Genomic DNA, 20,037 nt, shown 5'->3' on the forward strand with positions numbered 1-20,037 from the left:
AATGTCAGTTATTAAAATTTTTCTTCCTTTTTGCTTTTTTATGATGACTACAGGTATTCATGCACAGGAATTTCCTACAGAGAAAGTTATTCCCAATAATGAACTTGTTGCATATCTTAAGCCTGAGGTTAAAAATGCAATAGCTGAGGAAAAAGGTGTTATTTCTAACGCAGTTCTAGCTAATTATTTTCGTGAAAAATTTTCAGAAAGATATTTTTACGATTGGAAAAATTTTGACGAGAGATTTAAAACTCACAATAATCTTTATCCTTCATCTGAAGGTCATCATACTGAAAGAGCCTTAGATCACCTTTCTAAATATCCAGGTGACGCTAAATGGAAATTACCATTTAATTATTTAACCGGTGAAGCTGTAGATGCCTATGCGCTTAGACATTTAGCACGGCAGCATAAAATGGTGGATATAGCCTTTTATTATAATTATAAGCAAAAGGATACAACCTACTTAAATTATTTCACATCCCAATTACAATCGTTAAACCAAGCTTTAGAAGCTAATAAATTTGAAACTATTGACGATGGAAACGGGGTGTATGAAGTATTTCGTTCTGGATATAGAATATTAAACTGGCTTCAAATTCATAATATGTTTTTAGGAGAAAAGCAATATTCAGATGAAGATCAATTAAGAACAATTGCCACTTTGCTTCAACATGGAGCGAATTTATTTGAAAATAACCAAGAATTTAGTTCTGGGAATCATCAAACTCGTGGAATGTCTGCACTTGCAATGCTAAGTATTCTTTTAAGAGATTTGGAGGGAACCGATAAATGGTATGAACGTTCGATGGATCTGTTGGAGCAACATTTATCTGCGGAAATAAATAAAGATGGTTTTCAGTTTGAAAGGACGGTGCATTACCACATGAGTGATATTAAAAATTATTTTTATGTATATCAGTTAGCAAAAAATAGTGATATTAATGTAGGACCTGTCTGGGAAGAAAAGTTGAAATCTTTGTTTATCTCGCTAGAGAAAATTGCTTTTCCTGACCGATCTGCGCCTGTGTTTTCTGATGATACCGATGCGCCTTGGGCAGAAAGAAATAACATTTCTGGTGCGATGACCTTGGGATACTTGCTTTTTAGCGATCCGGGAATGGGATTTTTTGCTACTAATAAAGTCGAATCTGACATGTATTGGTATTTAAGTGGGAATCAATTAGGGATGTTAGAGAATATTAAAACAAAACAGCCAGATTTTAAATCTCTAGCTTTTACAGAAACCGGGTATTATATAATGCGTAATGGCTGGGAGGCAAAGGATAAAATGATGGTTATTTCTGCTGGTTTGGATGATAAAAAGCCAGATCATCAGCATGGGGATATGTTGGGAATTCAGGCAATAGCCAATGGCAAAGTGATTTTACCTAATTACCAAGTGCGCTATTCACTAGAGGATCTTGAACTTTTTAAAAATTCTTTAGTTAAGAATGTTGCCTTGGTAGATGACGAACTTCAAGGAAAGGATTATAAATCTAATAAAGGAGGCAGTGGCTTTGGCAAATTTGGAGAGCTGCCCCAGCCAAATACGATTGTATTTGAATCAAATCCTGAGCTTGATCTATATATAGGCAGTCATGACGGCTTTAATAATATTGGAGTAGAATATTCCAGACAAGTAATTTTTGTAAAAGATGATTTTTGGATTATTAAGGATAATTTTAATGCTGAAAAAGATCACACTTACAAACAAATTTGGCAAGGACATTATACTGCAGAACAGGCGCCAAATTTATTGAGATCTACGTTTGATGATGGCTCCGGGCTAGATATTCTCCAATTGCAATCTGTAGATACTGTAGTAAGCTCAGGACAACGTGGCAAACAATGGTCTATAGTATCTTCCAAGCCTCAGGCCAATTTCAGCTTTATCACAATTCTATTTCCTTTTGAGGTATTTGATGCAAGAATAAATGAAGATGAAAAAACTCCCGATTTGAAAGGATGGCAACTTAATATAGATACACCGTGGGAGTTGAAGGGAGTAGATTTGAAATCATTAATAAAAGGGAATACGGGATTTTTATTTTCTGTATCTAGTTTGAAAATAGAGAACACTCAAATTGATATTTCTGCATCCTCAGATATTTATCTTAAGAAAACGGATAGTAAGATCTTAATTCAATCACTTTCAGTTAAGCCTTTTAAAATAAGCTTTACTACTAAAGGCAATTTAAAAAAAGGGAATAAGCAAGAAGTAGAACTTCAACCAAGAGAAAAATTTGAGATCTATCTCTTAAAATTTTAATTCCTTTTAAGATTCGCATAGGTATCATTTGCTTCATATAAATTTTTTATTATATTTGGTAAACCAAATTGGTAAACCAATTACCAATTTACTATATCGATATAGTAATTTATTACAAAAATTAGTTCATCTTTTTGAATATACACTAAACCTAAAGCCTGTATGACAAGCCTTTTCCAAAGTCACTCTTTAAGAATTTTCTTTTTTCTTTTCATCTTCAGCCAATTTATAAAGGCACAAGATCAGGCATCTTCAAAATCTTCAGGTTTGATATTGACAGAAGAGGGTCTTAAGAAAATTAAAGATAATCTTGGACAAGTTCCTTTGTTCGATAGGAGTTTACAAGAAATTAAAGATGAGGTAGATATAGAAATTAATAATGGTATTGAGGTGCCTATCCCTAAAGATCTTGCAGGTGGGTATACACACGAACGCCACAAGAAGAATTATAGTACAGCACAGAAAGCCGGAGTACTTTTTAATATTCTAGGAGAAGAAAAATATGCCAATTATATTAAAAAGATGCTTTTGGAATATGCAGCGATGTATCCAAAATTACCCCTGCATCCTGAAGAGCGTTCTTATGCAAGAGGAAAAATATTTTGGCAGTCATTAAACGATTCAAATTGGTTGGTTTCTATGAGTCAGGCTTATAGCAGTATCTACAACTGGATAAGTAAAGAGGAAAGAGCAACTTTAGAAAACAATTTATTTAAGCCTTTTGCCGATTTTCTTTCAGTAGAAAGCCCTCAATTTTTTAACAGAATTCATAATCACAGTACTTGGGGAAATGCCGCTGTTGGTATGATTGGTTTAGTAATGAATGATGAAGAGTTGGTAGACCTTGCGCTTTATGGCCTTAAAGAAGATAATATAGATGAGACTGCAAGAGATAATGATGGCGGACTTATCAAGCAAAAAGGTCAGGCAGCTGGTTTTTTGGCTAATATGGAAGAAGCTTTTTCACCTTCAGGATACTATACAGAAGGCCCATACTATCAGAGATATGCATTGTATCCATTTATGCTGTTTGCGAAAGCCTTACAGAATAAAAAACCTGAATTAAAGATTTTTGAATATAAGGATGGCATCTTGGTAAAATCAGTTTATGCCTTGATAAATTTAACTGATGCGGATGGGGAATTCTTCCCTTTGAACGATGCCCAAAAAGGAATGTCTTATTTCAATAACTCTGTGATCATGTCTGTAGATGCAGCATATTATTATGGAGAACATAATCCAATGCTACTTTCTATTGCAAAAAAACAGGGTGAGGTTACTTTAGATGATGCCGGACTCGCTGTAGCCCTTGGATTAAAAAACAAGGAAGAGCAAGAGTTTCTTAAAGAGTCAATTATTCTTACGGATGGGTCAAAAGGGAATAAAGGAGGTGTAGCAATTTTACATAGTAAGGAGGATAAAAGTAGGTACTCGTTGGTAATGAAATATACTTCTCAAGGAGATAGTCATGGACATTACGATAAACTTTCTTATTCATTTTATAATGATGGAGAAGAAGTGATCCAGGATTATGGTTTTGCGAGATTCGTAAATATTGAACAAAAAAATGGTGGAGGATATTTGAAAGAAAACACCAGCTGGGCAAAACAAAGTATAGCGCATAATACAATTATTCAAAATGAAACTTCTCACTTTAATGGTGATTTTGATACAGGTACCAAGTTTCATTCTGAGAAGTATTTTTCAGATTTTTCCAAACCAGATGTCCAAATAATAAGTGCAAAGGAAAATAATGCATATCCAGGTACTCAGATGCATAGAACAATGGCATTAATAAATAGTGACATTTTTCAAAAACCTGTAATGATCGATATTTTTAGAGTAACAGGAGCAAAAGAGAATCAATATGACTTGCCATTTTATTATTTCGGTCAAATAATAGAAACAAATTTTGAATATAATTCACCAGAAAAACTTGAAAAATTAGGTTCAAAAAATGGATATCAGCATTTATGGAAAGAAGCTGCTGGAATCTCCTCTGCTAACAATTCTAAATTCACCTGGTCTAATAATAATAAGTTTTATACGCTAACTAATGTTACTAAAGAGGGAGATAGTTTAATTATGGCCAGATTAGGAGCTTCAGATCCTCAATTCAACCTAAGAAGAGATCCGGTTTACATTTGGAGAAAACATAAAGCTAAAGATGCAGTATTTGTTTCGGTTTTAGAGCCTCATGGAAGTTATAATCCAATAACCGAATTAGGGAACAATTCCTTTAGCCAAATTAAGGAAGCGAAAATCCTTATAGATAATGATGAGTATACTGCTGTTGAGCTTATTGGATTTAATAAAACGAAGCTACTTCTTGTAATAGCTAATAAAAATGGAGAAGGCCGGCATAGTTTAAGGATAAATAATAATGAAATTTCCTGGAAAGGGAATTATACAATAATTGAAAACTAAATATTATGAAAGATATAGGCACAAGTAAAGAATTTTTAAAGTCCGAAGAAGTTAAATGGGAAACTGTTGGAGAAGGTGTGCAAAGACAAATTCTTGGATACGATGACAAAATCTTACTGGCAAAAGTGAAATTTGAGGTAGGAAGCATAGGTCCAATGCATGAGCACCACCATTCTCAAGTAACTTATGTGGTAAGTGGAAAATTCGAATTAACCATTGGAGATGAAACTAAAATCTTGAAAGGAGGAGACTCTTTTTATATTCCTCCTCATAAAATGCATGGAGCGATCTGTAAAGAAAAAGGAATTTTGATAGATGTATTCAGTCCAATTAGAGAAGATTTCTTTCAAAGTACATAATTGAGAAACTTTAACTAAAAAAACCGCAAAATTTACCTCAATATATTTTTTAATTAACAATAAATTAATATATATTTGGTAAACCAGATTGGAAAACCAAATTGGTTTACCAGAAAAAGTTCTTATATAATTAAATTTAAGAAAAGAAAAAAGGATAGGTGCACGCCTATCCTTTTATAAAAACTTCATTGAGAGAAGTTATAAATACATATCGATTACTTGGTAGTAACCAATTGTTACAAATGTACAAATTCATAAGTAATCCAAATCTCTTTTTTCCTCTGAATTTCCACTGGTAGGAATTATTAAATCTAAAGATTAGTCTGGTAACTAATTTATTAAATGAGTCTAATTAACTAAAAAATCAACTTATGAATTTGAAGAAATTTGCAATTGTTTTAATGGTGTTTTTCTGCCATTTCACTCTTATTGCGCAGGAGAGCTTTCTTCTTTCGGGAACCATTAGCTCGGAATCAGATCAACTTACCTTACCTGGGGTTAACGTAATTGTTAAGGGTACGAATAGGGGAGTAGTGTCTGATTTTGATGGTAATTACGAAATCGATGTAGTGAAGGGAGATGTCCTTCAGTTCACTTTTTTAGGTTTCAATACGGAAGAAATTATTATTAATGAACAAAAAATATTGAATGTTTCTATGTCTGTTGATGCACAACAACTTGATGAAACTGTTGTAATTGGTTACGGTACTCGAAAGAAAAGCCACTTAACCGGAGCGGTCTCTAGTGTAGTGAACGAAGATCTTGATCAATTGCCGGTGGCAAGAATAGATGATGCACTTGTTGGACAGATATCTGGGGTTAATATTCAGGCAACGCAAGGTGAAGCTGGTTCTGCACCAACTATAAGAATTAGGGGAACGGGTTCTTTAACAGGAAGTTCAGATCCTTTAATTGTTGTAGATGGTCTTGTTGTAGACAATGATTTCTTGGGAAGTTTGGATATGAGCGAAGTTGAATCTTTCGATGTGCTTAAAGATGCTGCATCTGCGGCTATTTATGGATCTAGAGGAAGTAATGGGGTTATATTAATTACCACTAAACAAGGGAAAGAAGGTAAAACGGTTTTTAGCTATCAAACTTATATGGGGTTTAAAGAAGCTAGAGAAAGCGATGCATATTACTTTTCTGTAGCTAAAACCGCTGCAGCAGAACTTGCCGCAACCGGGCAGCTATCAAACAGAACTCAGTATATTCAGAAAATTGGAATAGACCGTGATTACCAAGACATTATATTTGATGGTGGGATTATTGAAAATCACTCTTTAAGTGCTCGTGGAGGAACTGAAAAAACTAAATTCAGTATATCAATGGGCTATCTTCATGATGAAGGTGTTTTACTTACAGATGATTACAAAAGATATAATCTAAGATTAAAATTAGATACTAAGGTTAGTGATAAATTTAAGATGGGTGGAAATTTAGCTCCTTCTTACACTAATACAAGAAGATTTGATGGATCTACACATGATATTCTACGCCAATCTCCTTGGCTTCCAGTTTACCATGATGAAAATTCTATTCAATATGTAGATCGTAATGTTTATCCAGATGTTCAAATTGGAGATTATGCGATACAGAGGCATTTTGACAATTATGATTTATTTGGAGACGGCACTCTTATAGATATAAGTGATACCTCAAACACAAACCCTGTTGCGAAAGTGGTGGAGAGAGATAGAAATGATTTGAAATTAAAATTATATGGTAATTTTTATGGAGAGTATAAGATCTTGGATGATTTAAGTATAAGAGCTAATTTATCTGGAGATTATCAAAATACATTTAGAGATAGATGGCAGGGAGTTTTATCTAGTAGAAACGGTGCCTCCGATGCTAGTTATGAAGTGTCTAATGAAAATAGAATTCATGTAGCTTCTGAAACTTATTTGAGTTATGATACTACAATAGGTGATCATGAAATTGATGCTTTGGTTGGTATTTCATTCGAAAAATGGGATTATGAAGGGAGTAGTTCTCTTGGAACTGGTTATTCTTCAGACTTAATAAAAACACTTTCGGCAGCAACTGTTGCAACAGATATTGGATCCTTTATTTATTCAGAACGTTTTCAAAGTTACTTTGCCAGAGTGAATTATGCTTATGCAGATAAGTATCTTGCATCTGTAAGTTTTCGTCGTGATGGTAGTTCTATTTTTGGAGCTGAATCAAAGTATGGGGATTTCCCTGCTGTTTCTGTTGGATGGGATATAGCACAAGAAGATTTTCTTAGAGAAAATAATTATGTAAGTAATCTTAAATTTAGATTAAGTTATGGGTTCACCGGAAATAAAGACTTAGATACCAATAGCGATATTATAGATCTTTATCCATCATTACCACTTTTAGGACCAGCATCTGCTACAATAGGTGGTGGTTTAGAGTCGGCATTTATTGCTTTGAATATTGCAAATCCAGATTTAAAATGGGAGCGTTCTAAAGAAATTAATCCTGGATTAGATTTTGGATTCTTTAAAAACAGATTAACAGGATCTGTAGATTATTATAAGCGTACTAGTGATCAACTATTACTTTTTAATCCTGTTTCTTCCACAACCGGTTTTAGAAATGCATTAGTAAATATAGGTGAAGTTGTAAACAGTGGTTTGGAATTAGAGTTAAGAACACGAAACATATCCACTTCTAAATTTAAATGGAGTACTACTATTTTGGGTTCTATGAATGATAACGAACTAACAGATTTTGCAGATTCCAATGGTCAAATCCAAATTGTGGATGACAAGAGAGCTGCAGAATGGATAAATTTACAAGGGCAACCTATTTCTTCCTTTTACGGTTGGGTGGTAGATGAGCAAATTGCTTTAGAAAATCTACAACAACCTTTCTTTCCTATAGGAGCTCAGGCCCAAGATGTATATGTAAAAGATTTAAATGGCGATGGGGTTATAGATGATGATGATAAAACTATTCTTGGAAATCCGTATCCAGATTTATTATGGAGTCTTACAAACGACTTTAAGATTGGAAATGTAGACGTGAGTTTCTTATTTCAGGGAAGCCATGGAGCGGAGGTTAGGAATATGGGAGATCAATACATATTCAATCATTTTAATAGTGGGCAAGATTTTGTTCCAGCAACAACCCCAAACCAAGGTTTTATTAAAGAAAAAATATTTACCAATTCTGTAATTCAAGATGCATCTTATGTAGCTCTTAGAAATGTTAATATTGGTTATAATTTACCAGAGAATCTTACTTCAAAAATAGGATTAACGGGATTAAGAATCTATGCAGCAGGACAAAACCTTAAGTATTGGACAGCAGACAACTATACTGGATTTAATCCAGAATCTATAGACGACACTTCGGCAACAACTTACGGGTATCAAAGAGGAGGATCTCCTATATATAAAACAATTTCGATTGGATTAAACGCAGATTTTTAATTGTAAGAAAAGTATAAAAGACACAATTATGAAAAAAATAAAATATTTAATTTTTGGATTTTTATCCATCATGATGATCTCCTGTGGAGCCGATTTTCTAGAGCCTTTGCCAGAATCTGCAATCTCTTCAGTGGGTTACTTTCAAAATGATGAAGAAATTGAAACAGGAGTTATAGGAATGTATGATGCTATACAAGGTGTGAACTCTAATGATTTGGACGACAACTTTAGTATTCAAAGAGAATATTACCTTACTGAAATGCGTAGCGATAACACCAGAACTAAATCTAGTGAAGGAGAAGCTGCTCAGTTTGAAAGTTATAACGTAACTGCCAGTAATGGTATAGTTTCTAATTATTACATAAGTTTTTATGAGATTATTTACCGTGCTAATCTGGTTTTAGAAAATCTAGATGCAGCATCTGAGGCGAAATCTCCGAAGTTTGAAGGAGAAGCGAAATTTGTAAGAGCCTATGCTTATTTTAATTTGGTGAGATTGTACGGAGATATTCCTTTGATAGATCGTTTAATAGGCCCACTTGAAAAGGAAATAGCATTTACCAGAGTTCCATCCAGTGAAATTTACGATCTAATTATTAGTGATCTTAAAGTATCTATTCAGAACTTGGATAATAGTTATAAGAATAGAGCATCTAAAGCTGCGGCTCAATCACTTCTGGCTAAAGTTTATCTAACCCTAGGCACAAATTATTCTGAAGCACAAACACTTTTAGAATCGGTTATTACAAGTGGAGAATTTTCTCTAGAATCGAATTTCAAGGATGTATTTTATACTGAGAATAATGATGAAGTGATTTTTGCAATAGGTTATACTTCAGATCTTTCTTCAGAAAGTCAGAATATTTCCGCAGAATGGTTGAATTCCGTAGGTAGAACCAGTGGAGTGAATTATGTAACCGCAGATGCTAGATTGGCTTTGGATGCTAAAGGAGGGAATAGAACAGAGTATTCCTATAGACAAGACATGGCGCAACCTACACAGTATCAAGTTGTAAAATATCTTCCGAATGGAGATTCAAGTTTAGATATAGAACCTACATCCAGCAATCCAGAATTGGCGGGGAATGATTGGATAATCATTAGATATGCAGATGTTTTATTAATGCATGTTGAAGCAATTTTAGCTGGAGGTCAAGAAACAAGTGCTACTGCTGCGATAAATTCATTTCAAAAAGTTAGGGATAGAGCAGGTTTTACAGAAACTGTTACAACTATTACCAAACAAGACCTATTGGATGAAAGACGTGTAGAATTAGCCTTTGAAAATCATAGATTCTTTGATCTTGTTCGTTTTGGGGCAGCTCAAGAAGTCCTTTCCGCATTCTCAAGTATGAATGATTATAGCTTTAGTGCTACAGATCTATTACTACCAATTCCGCAAAGGGAAATTAACCTGAGTAATGGGATAATGCAGCAAAATCCAGGATATTAAAATCTTTAAAAAATTTAAAATGAAAACAATAATCAATAAACTTTCCATCTTAAGATCTTTTAAGCTAATGTCTGTGGTCTTAATGATGTCTAGCCTTTTTGCTTGTGATTATGAATATGATCTACCTGAAGCTGGTTCTATTGCAGATAAAACACCTCCTTCGGCAAATTTTACAGCATCACAAAGTGATACAGATTTTCTAACATATAATTTTGCTAATCTATCTAATAGTGCAACAACTTTTATGTGGGATTTTGGAGATGGTAACACCTCTACAGAGTTGGACGCCACTAATACTTTTCCGGACGAAGGGACTTATATGGTTACTTTAACAGTATCAGATAATTTAGGCGTAACAAATTCCTTTAGCAAAGAAGTTAAGGTAGTAGAGCCTCCAGTGCCTGCAGCAATTACACCAACTATAGGAGAGGCAGATTTTGAGGATGGTAGCGAAGCTTGTGGTGATGGGCAAGATGGCCGGGACTGTTGGAGATTAAGCGGGGCAAGTATTCATCAAATAACAGGTTCTGATGGCCGAGGTGATACACAAGCTGCAAAATATCCAGCTAGTGCGACAAATGGACGTCAATCCTATCAAGGTATAACAGTATCTCCTAACACAAAATATATGTTCACAGTCTATTATGCATTGCAGTCTGATGGTGATTATATAAGGGTTTCCATTATAGATGGTCAATTATCAAATTATGATGAATTTGAATCTGCTACGCTATTAGCTCAGGAAAAAGGTGAGAAAAACGAGGGTAAAGGGAATTATAATGCGCTAATTATCGAATTTGAAACTGGTGCGAATGGAGAAATTTCCATGCTATTTGATACTAACAATACGAGTGATGCTTACATAGATGATGTATCTATAGTTCCAGTTATTGAGGAGGAAGAAACAGAGGGAGAATGATTAAGCAACCAATGAAATATTTTCAAAAAGCTGTGATTTTAATTGGAGTGCTAACTTTTAGTTCCATTTCAATTCAATGTCAGAGTGCTGGATCTGCAATTAATCATCCATCAGAAAAGGATCTTAACTCAGATAAAAAGTATCAATTACCAGATATAGATTTAAGTCATTGGAAAGTAACTATCCCGGAAGGGGAGGGAAAAGGAGGGGCCATAAGTGTGGAACCTCCTAAAATCCTCGATTATGCAAACAATGAAGTGTTGAAACCTTATATGTATAATGATTCAACTTCTGGTGCATTGGTATTTTACGCGCACCCAAGTAATGCGACAACAGCGAATACTAAATATTCAAGGTCTGAATTACGAGAACAAATGGTTGCTGGGGATGATGATATTAATTGGACCTTTAAAAAAGGAGGAAACTTGAAAGCTACCATTTCTATGGAAGATGTATCGCGAGATAAAGAAGGAAAATACCATAAGGTGATCATTCTTCAAATTCATGGAAGAGTAACAGATGAACAGAAGAAATTAATCGGGCAAAAGGATAATAATGCCCCACCAATATTGAAAATTTACTGGCATAATGGAAAAATAAGAGTGAAGACCAAAGAATTGAAATTTTTAGGCACAAAAGCAGATGGTCTGCTGTATGAAGAAGCTTGGGCTGATGATGATGGTTACACTTTTCAAAATGAGGTTGGATTTAAAAAGTTTGATATTGAAATTGATGTATCAGATGGAAAGATGGTGATTTCGTTGAATAATAATGAATTTAAAACCTATGACAACATTCACATGGAAAAATGGGGAGTATTCGAAAATTATTTCAAGGCAGGAAATTATCTTCAAACCACAGATGAGGGCGCATATGCTAAAGTGAAATTCTCTAAACTGAAAGTTTCACATTAACAAATTGAAAATGAGAAATAGGAGATATAAGAAATATTTTAAGTCCGTCTGTTTTTCTTTCTATACGCTTGGCCTGCTGAGTATTTTTATTAGCTGTGAAAAAGAGGAAGCGGTGGATAAACCTATTGTAGATCCTATAGAAGTAGTACCAGAAACGGAAATCTCTAAAGACTATAAGTTACCAAATATAGATCTTAGCCATTGGAAAGTTACTATTCCAATAGGAAATCCTACAGAAGTTGAGCCGCCGGAGATTATAGATTATGCTACAAATGAGACCTTAAAAAGGTTTATGTATAACGATTCTACGGATGGTTCACTTGTTTTTTACACATTTCCTGCTTCATCTACTGCAAACTCATCTTATTCCAGAACAGAACTCAGGGAGCAGATGCAACCAGGAAATAACAGTGTAAATTGGACCTTCGAACAAGGCGGGAAAATGAAAGGTACATTATCGGTTCCAGAAATTTCTAAAGATGAGAACGGGGAGTTTGAAAGAACAATAGTAATGCAAATCCATGGCAGACTTACCAATGAGCAAAGGGATTTAATTGGTGAAGACGATAATAATGCGCCACCTATATTAAAGATATATTGGTTTAAAGGAAAGATACGGGTGAAAACAAAAGTCCTAAAAGATATTGAAGCTTCAGACACTGAGATCTTATTCACAGATGCTTGGGGTGATGATGAAGGTTTTAATTTTTTAGAAGAAGTTGGACATGAAAAATTTACTCTAGAGATTGTTGCTTCCAAAGGAAAGATGGAAATAACTTTAAATGATAAAGAAAAAGTTGTTTACGATAATATACATATCCAAAAATGGAATGTATTTGAAAACTACTTTAAGGCCGGAAATTATTTTGCAAGTAAAAATGAAAATTCATTTGCTAAAGTAAAATATTTTGATCTTGAAGTAAGCCATTGAAACTATTAGGAATTAGCTTAAAATTGGTTTAGTTTCAATTAGTATTATTGACTTTCACAAGTTTACAAGCTTGTGAAAGCTAATAATCACTAGAATGCAAAGGAATGTATTAATTGAATTCAGTTAATCCTGTAAACTAAAAAAAAATACCTAAATTTGACAAACCAGTTTGGTTAACCAATTCTTAAGCTCGTTTTAAAACAAGAAGAAATGAAAGTGGAGTCATTTAACAAAAAAAATATTCAGCAGGAAACAGTGAATAATATTATTTCTGAAATAAGGGACTATATTAATTTCAAAAATCTGGAGCCGGGTGATAAGTTGCCTTCAGAACGTATGCTGTCTGATAGGTTTGGAGTAAGTAGAAATAATTTAAGAGAAGCAATCCAAACTCTTGAGTTTTACGGACTCTTACAATGTGTTCCTCAAAGTGGTACTTATTTAGCCAATATTGGAGTGGTTGCTCTAAACGGAATGATTTCGGATATTTTGAGTTTAAATGATCCAGACTTTAAATCTCTGGTTGAAACTAGAATCTTATTGGAGTTAAAAACCGTGAGATTAGCTTCCCTGAGACGCACTGAGGAACAGCTGAAGCAAATGAAAGATGCATTAGAAGCTTATACGGAAAAGGCTCTTAAAGGGGAAGATGCAGTTCAGGAAGATCTTCTATTCCATTTGGCTATCGCTAAAGCAAGTGGTAATAGTACTATGAATACTTTCATGCTTATTATTACTCCAGAAATTATTACAAATTTCGCGAAATATCATGTTTGTGATGAAAACCAAGCAATTCTTGGAATTGAAGAACATAAAGCTATTTATAAAGCAATAAAAAATATGGATCCTCAAGAAGCTAAGGAGAAAATGAAATTACATTTTAGAAGTTTATATAAATATTGTTACAATGTAGACTTATAAATGGCAAAATTGGAATGCACGTTCCAAATTATAAAAGTTGAAATGAGAGAAATTAATTAAATAGATATAGTTCCTTGGTATAGACTTCCTTCTCTAAAATTTATACCTGTAAATGATATTATTTATTGTCTATAAAACTCAGTTCTAGACTGGGTATGGGAATACTTTGCCTTAATTTAAAGCTAGTATCTCATTAATTATAAGAAAACAAAAATTATGAAAATAAAAGGTCTTAGATGGTGGATTATAGGTTTAATAGCTCTTGCTACTGTCATTAACTATATTGATAGATCAGCACTGGCAATTATGTGGCCCGGGATTTCTAAAGATCTAGGCATGACAGATTCAGATTATGCCATCATATTAAATGTATTTATGGTAGCCTACGCTTTGGGGCAATCTATTTCAGGAAAATTGTATGATAAGGTAGGAACACGTGTTGGTTATGTACTTTCAATATTCTTCTGGTCTTTAGCTTCAATTTTGCATGCATTTTCAAGAGGATTGTTATCCTTAAGTGCATTTCGAGTATTACTAGGAGTTTCAGAAGCAGGAAACTGGCCTGGAGCTGTTAAGAGTAATGCCGAGTGGTTTCCAGTAAAGGAAAGGGCTATCGCTCAAGGAATATTTAATGCTGGTGCTTCCATGGGTTCTGTAATTGCACCGCCATTAATTGCCTATTTGTATTTAGCATTCGGGTGGGAGACAACTTTCATTATTATTGGAGCTAGTGGGATGTTGTGGATTATACCCTGGTTGATATTTAATAAGAATAAACCTAAATATCATAAATGGATAACAGAAAAAGAAAAAGCTCATATAGTTTCCGGGCGTCACCTTGGGAGAAATGAAGATGATGAGGACGAGGGGTTAAGTATAATGCAGATCCTTTCTCATAGAGAATCTTGGGCTGTATTAGCATCCCGATTCTTTCTGGAACCAATTTGGTGGTTGTTTGTAGGTTGGATGCCTTTATATCTTGCAGATACCTATGGGTTTGATGTAAAAGAAATCGGACTTTTTGCCTGGGTGCCATTTGTTGGTGCTGCTGCGGGAAGTGTTATAGGTGGACTTTTAACGGGGACCTGGATAGCTAGTGGGAACTCCGTTGATACTTCTAGAAAAAGAACTATTTGGATAGGTGGTCTTTTAATGTTCCTAGGTCTAGTTACAACAATTTTATATGCAGATACACCGGTAAAATTTGTTGGGATTGTAGCAATTGTGTTGTTTGGATTTCAGTTCGCTATTTCTAATATTCAAACGTTACCTAGCGACCTATTCAGTGGAAAATCTGTAGGATCACTAGCTGGACTTGGAGGTTCAGTAGGGATTTTTTCAGTAATTATAATGAACTTTTTGATTCCTGTAATTACTAAAGAATCCTATACTCCGGCCTTTATACTAATAGCAGTATTTGTACCTCTGGGTGTGCTTTCAGTATACCTATTATGTAGAAATATTGGCCCCGTAGATAACAAAAAGAATAATAATTAATCAAATAAATTGAAATATAATGAGTGATTCAAAGAAAAAAGTAGCATTAATAACAGGAGCAACTGGCGGAATTGGATTCGAAGTAGCTAAAAGACTTGGAAAAGACGGTTATACCGTAATTTTAAACGGGATTGAAGATGAAAAAGGCGCCGACAGGATTGAGGAGCTTAAAAAAGATGGTATTTCTGCAGAGTACTATGGTTTTGATGTAACAAACGAGGAGGCTGTTTCTTCAAATATTAAAAAAATAGGAGAGAAATACGGTAAGATAGATGTGCTTGTAAACAATGCAGGTGGTCTTGGAGGCAGATCTAGGTTTGAAGATATGACCACAGAATTTTATAGATCTGTAATGGCATTAAATCTGGATTCAGCATTTTTTGCTTCCCGAGCATCTATCCCATTTTTAAAACTTGGAAAAAATCCATCAATTATAAATTATACGTCCAATGCTGGATGGAATGCTGGTGGTCCTGGTGCAGGTATCTATGGAACTTCAAAAGCGGCTGTCAACACTCTTACAAGAGCGCTAGCTAAAGACTTGGCAGAATATGGCATCCGTGTTAATGCAGTTTCTCCTGGTACCATAGACACGCCTTTCCATGCACAAATTAAATCTACAAAACCAGAAGTGTTTGCTTCTTGGAAGAACAATATTCTTTTAGGGCGATTAGGACAGCCGGAAGAAGTAGCTTCTGTTATATCCTTCTTAGTAAGTGATGATGCTGCTTTTATTACTGCGGAAACCATTCAAATTGGTGGTGGACAAGCATTGGGAATCTAAATGTTGTAAATTATCCTTCTTCCATGATTACTTTAAAAAATGAAATTAGGGAAGAAGCAGTTATTGCAATTCTTGAATATAGAAAAACTGAAGCATATCAAATTGTAGATATTGTGAGTTATTTAGCTTCAGAAGTAACTTATTTAGAACAGGAAATTATATAGAGATCAACTTAAGTCTAGCATTTAGCTAATCTTAAATTTAAAAAACTTTATGAAAAATATTGTTGCTTTTGGTGAAATCTTAATGCGATTATCTCCACCTGATCATCTTAGGTTTTTTCAGGCAAACACGTTTGAGACCTCTTACAGTGGAGCAGAATTTAATACCCTGGTTTCTTTGCAAAACTGGGGTTTAAAAACTCAATTCGTAACGAAATTACCGGATAATGATTTTGGGGATAAGGTTCTTTCAGAAATTAGTAGATATCGTGTAGGACAAAAGCATATTGTAAAGGGAGGTGATAGACTCGGAATTTATTTTTTGGAAAAAGGTTCTGCGATTAGATCGGGAAAGGTTATTTATGACAGGGCAGAAAGTGCTATTGCTAATGTGAAAACCGGCGATATAAACTGGGAAAAGGCTTTAAAAGGAGTCGAATGGTTTCATTGGTCGGGTATAACACCGGGTATCTCTGAGGCGGCAGCTCAGGAATGTTTGCTTGCTTGCAAGACTGCAAGAAGCATGAATATTAAAATCTCATGTGACCTTAATTATCGCAAAACACTTTGGAAATGGGGAAAAAGACCAGATGAGGTCTTACCAGAGATTTTAGCCTTAACAAATGTTATATTGGCTGATCTTGCTACACTTTTTAAAATGCTAGGGAGAAGAGATATTGATCCTGACTATACTTTGCCAGAGACCTTAGGAGATCATTATAAAGAAGTTTTAGAAAGTTGTCCAGAACTAGAATTCTTACCATCAACATTACGATACTCCCAAAGTGCATCGCATCAAAAAATTGGTGGAATAATGTATTCCAACGGAAAATTAGTTACCTCAGATATAAAGGAAATCATTCCGGTAGTAGATCGTTTAGGGACTGGAGATGCTTTTATGGCAGGTATTATCTATGGCCTAAGTCAAGATTGGGAGGCTCAAAAGGTTTTAGATTTTGCGGTAGCCTCAAGTTCTTTTAAGCACACAATTTCAGGAGACATCAATTTAGCCTCCTTAAATGAGATCAATGCTATTATGCAAGGAGACTTATCTGCATTAGTAAAACGATAAAAATTATTAGATATGTCTAAACTATCAAGACTCGAGGTATTAAATATTATGGGATCTACAGGCTTAGTTCCCTTATTTTATCATGAAGATATAGAGGTTGCAAAAAAAATCATAAAAGCCTGTTACGATGGGGGAGCAAGGGTTTTAGAATTTACTGCACGTGGTGATTTTTCTCATGAAGTGTTTAACGAACTAAGTAAACATGTTCAAAAAAATTATCCCGGTCTTGCATTGGGAATTGGTTCTATTACAGACGGGTCTTCAGCATCATTATATATTCAATTAGGGGCAGATTTTATTGTAACCCCTGTGTTTAGAGAAGATATTGCAATAGTATGCAATAGAAGAAAAATTCCATTTTTTCCAGGTTGTGGATCTTTAACTGAGATAGCAAAAGCGGAGGAAATGGGCTGTGAAGTGGTGAAATTATTCCCGGGTTCTATATATGGACCTGAATTTATAAAAGCAATTAAAGGGCCACAGCCGTGGACAAGTATTATGCCTACAGGTGGCGTTGAACCTACAGAGGAAAGTTTAAAAGATTGGTTTAATGCTGGGGCTTTTTGTGTGGGTATTGGTTCTAAGCTTATGATAAAGGATTCTACTGGGTCTTATAATTATACTGAAATTGTAAACCTTGTAAAAAAATGCACTTCGATTATAAAGGAGCTGAAAGGGAAGTAAAAAAGGTTTATTTCTAAAAGTGCCTGATATCATTAATTTATATAAATCAAAAGAATGGAAAGGCATATAACTTTAGGAGAATTTATTGTTGAAAATCAAAAGGATTTCCCCTATGCAAAAGGGGAATTAAGCGCTTTGCTAAGTTCTATTCGGCTTGCAGGGAAAATGGTAAATCAGCAAATTAATAAGGCTGGACTTGCCGAAATTTTAGGAAAAGCTGGTAAAGAAAATATACAAGGAGAGAGCCAGGCGAAGTTAGATGTAATGGCTAATGATATTTTTATTAGTTCCCTTCGTAAACGTGGTGAAATCTGCGGACTAGCTTCTGAAGAGTTAGAAGACTATTTAGTGTTTGATGATAGAATACATAAGAATGCGAAATATGTTGTGCTTATAGACCCTCTTGATGGCTCAAGCAATATTGATGTAGGTATTACTGTAGGAACTATTTTCAGTATTTACCGCAGAATTACTCCTGAAGGAAGCAAGGTAGAATTAAAAGATTATCTACAACCCGGAACTAAGCAAGTAGCAGCTGGATATTTGATTTATGGTACTTCTACAATTCTGGTATACACTACCGGAAACGGGGTAAATGGCTTCACTTTTGATCCAGGAATCGGATCTTTTTTTCTTTCTCATCCAAGTATTAAATTTCCTGCTACTGGAAGCACTTATTCTGTTAACGAAGGGAATTATGTACATTTTCCTGCTGGAATTAAAAAATATATTAAATGGGTACAGGAGCTAAACGAAGAAGAGAATAGACCTTTTACTTCTAGGTACACCGGTTCCTTGGTGGCAGATTTTCATAGAAATATGTTACTTGGTGGAATTTATTTGTATCCTCAAGGAACAACAGCTCCAAAAGGTAAATTGCGGTTATTGTATGAATGTAATCCTTTGGCATTTTTAGCCGAACAGGCTGGGGGAAAAGCTTCGGATGGTCTTAAAAGAATAATGGAGTTACAGCCTGAAGAACTACATGAAAGGGTGCCTTTTATTTGTGGTAATAAAGAAATGGTGGAAAAGGCTGAAGAGTTTTTAACTTCTTGTAAATCTTAAAACTGAGTTAAAGGTGTCTAATTCGGGGACACTCCAATTACCAATGCTTGGAGTGCCTAATAATAACGGCACAAGCAGATTTTCAAGCACTCCCGCCTCGAGTACTATAAAACCCTTTCATATTTTGATGGGGTTTTTTATTTTTATTGAGCTTAATTTCATAATATTTTATATTCACTTTGAAGAAAATAACATCAAATTTTAGCTTTATAATTTTCCAAAACACCTCTAAGCCCTATTGTTGCTAACAATTAATTGTTTTGGAACTTTACTAAACTGTAAGATTTCTGATAGGAATTTCTTTAAAGGCAAATCAGGAAAATACCCTATCTAATAAAATCTAATGACAACGCTTTATATTTTTGGCTAAGTAGAGGAAAGTGGAAAGAAATAAAATTAGATCTGGATTCCGAAGCCATGGTCAAGAATAAGTTTTAGCCCTACATAGATCACTAGAACCGCTGTAAGAATCCCTAAAATCTTTAAGTTGAATTTCTTACTGGAAAGATAAGAGCCAAGACTTCCGCCGAGTATAACTGCAATTATGAGCTTAAAAATTAGATCATAATCTAACTTAAATGTTCCCGCTACGTTTAAGCCAACAAGCCCGGCCAGAGAATTAACCAATATAAAAACTGAAGCTAGCGAAGCGATGATTCTGGAGTCTTTCCATTTTAAAAGATTTAGCACCGGAGATAGAAAGATTCCTCCTCCAATCCCAGAAATACCAGATAGCAATCCGATACTTCCTCCTAACAACAGCTTCTTTGGATTGGAAAATTCTACAGATTCTATTCTGCTTTGAATCAGTTTCAGCATCATAAAAATTCCTGCCAAGAGTAGAGCACTTCCTAACAACAGGAAAAATGCATTTTGGGAAAGCTTTACCAGTGCTCCTAAATATGCCATTGGTATACTTAGTACAAAAAACGGCCAGATTAATTTCGGCTTTAAAACTCCGTTTTTAATATAAATGATAGTTCCAATTGTAACTACACAAATATTTAAGATGAGCGCTGTAGATCGTATCTCATAAAAATCGGTAAGTATCAGACTCAAGATCGCTAGATAACTAGAGCCTCCTCCAAAACCAACCGAACTGTAGAATAAAGCGATAAAGAAAAAGATAAATGGCAGATATTCTATAGGCATA

General features: G+C 34.6%; 16 protein-coding genes. 15 read left to right on the forward strand and 1 reads right to left on the reverse strand.

From position 1 onward, the window contains the following. Position 1 precedes the first annotated feature (1 nt). The 15 genes from BC962_RS03325 to fbp all read left to right on the forward strand — a co-directional run bounded on the left by BC962_RS03325 (position 2) and on the right by fbp (position 18,884). Entirely contained in the window at positions 2–2,272 is a 2,271-nt protein-coding gene (locus BC962_RS03325; RefSeq protein WP_121344470.1) for a heparinase II/III family protein, read from the forward strand. Positions 2,273–2,434: 162 nt separating this feature from the next. Next, a complete protein-coding gene (locus BC962_RS03330; protein WP_121344471.1) occupies positions 2,435–4,699 on the forward strand; it encodes a heparinase II/III domain-containing protein in 2,265 nt (754 codons plus the stop codon). Positions 4,700–4,704: 5 nt separating this feature from the next. Then, positions 4,705–5,058, forward strand: coding sequence for a cupin domain-containing protein (locus BC962_RS03335; protein WP_121344472.1), 354 nt, complete (start codon positions 4,705–4,707; stop codon positions 5,056–5,058). 371 nt (positions 5,059–5,429) lie between these two features. After that, the gene (locus BC962_RS03340; protein ID WP_121344473.1) at positions 5,430–8,483 is read left to right on the forward strand and encodes a SusC/RagA family TonB-linked outer membrane protein; all 3,054 of its coding nucleotides are present in this window, start codon (positions 5,430–5,432) and stop codon (positions 8,481–8,483) included. 28 nt (positions 8,484–8,511) lie between these two features. Further along, positions 8,512–9,936, forward strand: coding sequence for a RagB/SusD family nutrient uptake outer membrane protein (locus BC962_RS03345; protein WP_121344474.1), 1,425 nt, complete (start codon positions 8,512–8,514; stop codon positions 9,934–9,936). A gap of 19 nt (positions 9,937–9,955) precedes the next feature. Further along, the gene (locus BC962_RS03350) at positions 9,956–10,855 is read left to right on the forward strand and encodes a PKD domain-containing protein (RefSeq protein ID WP_245983995.1); all 900 of its coding nucleotides are present in this window, start codon (positions 9,956–9,958) and stop codon (positions 10,853–10,855) included. Further along, the gene (locus BC962_RS03355; RefSeq protein ID WP_245983998.1) at positions 10,852–11,769 is read left to right on the forward strand and encodes a polysaccharide lyase family 7 protein; all 918 of its coding nucleotides are present in this window, start codon (positions 10,852–10,854) and stop codon (positions 11,767–11,769) included. Before BC962_RS03350 ends, BC962_RS03355 begins: the two co-directional genes overlap by 4 nt. Before the next feature lie 10 nt (positions 11,770–11,779). Beyond that, positions 11,780–12,700 (forward strand): polysaccharide lyase family 7 protein, encoded by a 921-nt coding sequence (locus BC962_RS03360; protein ID WP_121344475.1) that lies wholly within the window; start codon positions 11,780–11,782, stop codon positions 12,698–12,700. 210 nt (positions 12,701–12,910) lie between these two features. Continuing rightward, positions 12,911–13,621: a FadR/GntR family transcriptional regulator gene (locus BC962_RS03365; RefSeq protein WP_121344476.1), complete on the forward strand. Its 711-nt coding sequence runs from the start codon at positions 12,911–12,913 to the stop codon at positions 13,619–13,621. Positions 13,622–13,837: 216 nt separating this feature from the next. Further along, positions 13,838–15,118 (forward strand): MFS transporter, encoded by a 1,281-nt coding sequence (locus tag BC962_RS03370; protein ID WP_121344477.1) that lies wholly within the window; start codon positions 13,838–13,840, stop codon positions 15,116–15,118. Between the two features lie 19 nt (positions 15,119–15,137). Continuing rightward, positions 15,138–15,902: an SDR family NAD(P)-dependent oxidoreductase gene (locus BC962_RS03375; RefSeq protein WP_121344478.1), complete on the forward strand. Its 765-nt coding sequence runs from the start codon at positions 15,138–15,140 to the stop codon at positions 15,900–15,902. 23 nt (positions 15,903–15,925) lie between these two features. Then, entirely contained in the window at positions 15,926–16,066 is a 141-nt protein-coding gene (locus BC962_RS16300; protein ID WP_183075437.1) for a hypothetical protein, read from the forward strand. Between the two features lie 49 nt (positions 16,067–16,115). Continuing rightward, the gene (locus BC962_RS03380) at positions 16,116–17,135 is read left to right on the forward strand and encodes a sugar kinase (protein ID WP_121344479.1); all 1,020 of its coding nucleotides are present in this window, start codon (positions 16,116–16,118) and stop codon (positions 17,133–17,135) included. 12 nt (positions 17,136–17,147) lie between these two features. Then, positions 17,148–17,819, forward strand: a complete 672-nt coding sequence (locus tag BC962_RS03385; RefSeq protein WP_121344480.1) for a bifunctional 4-hydroxy-2-oxoglutarate aldolase/2-dehydro-3-deoxy-phosphogluconate aldolase — start codon at positions 17,148–17,150, stop codon at positions 17,817–17,819. 54 nt (positions 17,820–17,873) lie between these two features. After that, positions 17,874–18,884: a class 1 fructose-bisphosphatase gene (gene fbp, locus BC962_RS03390; RefSeq protein WP_121344481.1), complete on the forward strand. Its 1,011-nt coding sequence runs from the start codon at positions 17,874–17,876 to the stop codon at positions 18,882–18,884. Between the two features lie 396 nt (positions 18,885–19,280). Here the strand turns inward: fbp and BC962_RS03395 are convergent, their stop codons facing one another. Beyond that, the gene (locus BC962_RS03395; RefSeq protein ID WP_121344482.1) at positions 19,281–20,036 is read right to left on the reverse strand and encodes a sulfite exporter TauE/SafE family protein; all 756 of its coding nucleotides are present in this window, start codon (positions 20,034–20,036) and stop codon (positions 19,281–19,283) included. Position 20,037: the final 1 nt, after the last annotated feature.

Origin of the sequence: Gillisia mitskevichiae (assembly GCF_003634585.1) — a bacterium.
GTDB classification, from domain to species: domain Bacteria; phylum Bacteroidota; class Bacteroidia; order Flavobacteriales; family Flavobacteriaceae; genus Gillisia; species Gillisia mitskevichiae.

What these genes read in the sequence shown, in the direction of transcription:
- BC962_RS03325 (WP_121344470.1), top strand. Translation starts at nt 2, where the DNA reads ATGTCAGTTATTAAAATTTTTCTTCCTTTTTGCTTTTTTATGATGACT.
- BC962_RS03375 (WP_121344478.1), top strand. Translation starts at nt 15,138, where the DNA reads ATGAGTGATTCAAAGAAAAAAGTAGCATTAATAACAGGAGCAACTGGC.
- BC962_RS03340 (WP_121344473.1), top strand. Translation starts at nt 5,430, where the DNA reads ATGAATTTGAAGAAATTTGCAATTGTTTTAATGGTGTTTTTCTGCCAT.
- BC962_RS03355 (WP_245983998.1), top strand. Translation starts at nt 10,852, where the DNA reads ATGATTAAGCAACCAATGAAATATTTTCAAAAAGCTGTGATTTTAATT.
- BC962_RS03335 (WP_121344472.1), top strand. Translation starts at nt 4,705, where the DNA reads ATGAAAGATATAGGCACAAGTAAAGAATTTTTAAAGTCCGAAGAAGTT.
- BC962_RS16300 (WP_183075437.1), top strand. Translation starts at nt 15,926, where the DNA reads ATGATTACTTTAAAAAATGAAATTAGGGAAGAAGCAGTTATTGCAATT.
- BC962_RS03385 (WP_121344480.1), top strand. Translation starts at nt 17,148, where the DNA reads ATGTCTAAACTATCAAGACTCGAGGTATTAAATATTATGGGATCTACA.
- BC962_RS03360 (WP_121344475.1), top strand. Translation starts at nt 11,780, where the DNA reads ATGAGAAATAGGAGATATAAGAAATATTTTAAGTCCGTCTGTTTTTCT.
- BC962_RS03370 (WP_121344477.1), top strand. Translation starts at nt 13,838, where the DNA reads ATGAAAATAAAAGGTCTTAGATGGTGGATTATAGGTTTAATAGCTCTT.
- BC962_RS03365 (WP_121344476.1), top strand. Translation starts at nt 12,911, where the DNA reads ATGAAAGTGGAGTCATTTAACAAAAAAAATATTCAGCAGGAAACAGTG.
- BC962_RS03380 (WP_121344479.1), top strand. Translation starts at nt 16,116, where the DNA reads ATGAAAAATATTGTTGCTTTTGGTGAAATCTTAATGCGATTATCTCCA.
- fbp (WP_121344481.1), top strand. Translation starts at nt 17,874, where the DNA reads ATGGAAAGGCATATAACTTTAGGAGAATTTATTGTTGAAAATCAAAAG.
- BC962_RS03395 (WP_121344482.1), bottom strand. Translation starts at nt 20,036, where the DNA reads ATGCCTATAGAATATCTGCCATTTATCTTTTTCTTTATCGCTTTATTC.
- BC962_RS03350 (WP_245983995.1), top strand. Translation starts at nt 9,956, where the DNA reads ATGAAAACAATAATCAATAAACTTTCCATCTTAAGATCTTTTAAGCTA.
- BC962_RS03345 (WP_121344474.1), top strand. Translation starts at nt 8,512, where the DNA reads ATGAAAAAAATAAAATATTTAATTTTTGGATTTTTATCCATCATGATG.
- BC962_RS03330 (WP_121344471.1), top strand. Translation starts at nt 2,435, where the DNA reads ATGACAAGCCTTTTCCAAAGTCACTCTTTAAGAATTTTCTTTTTTCTT.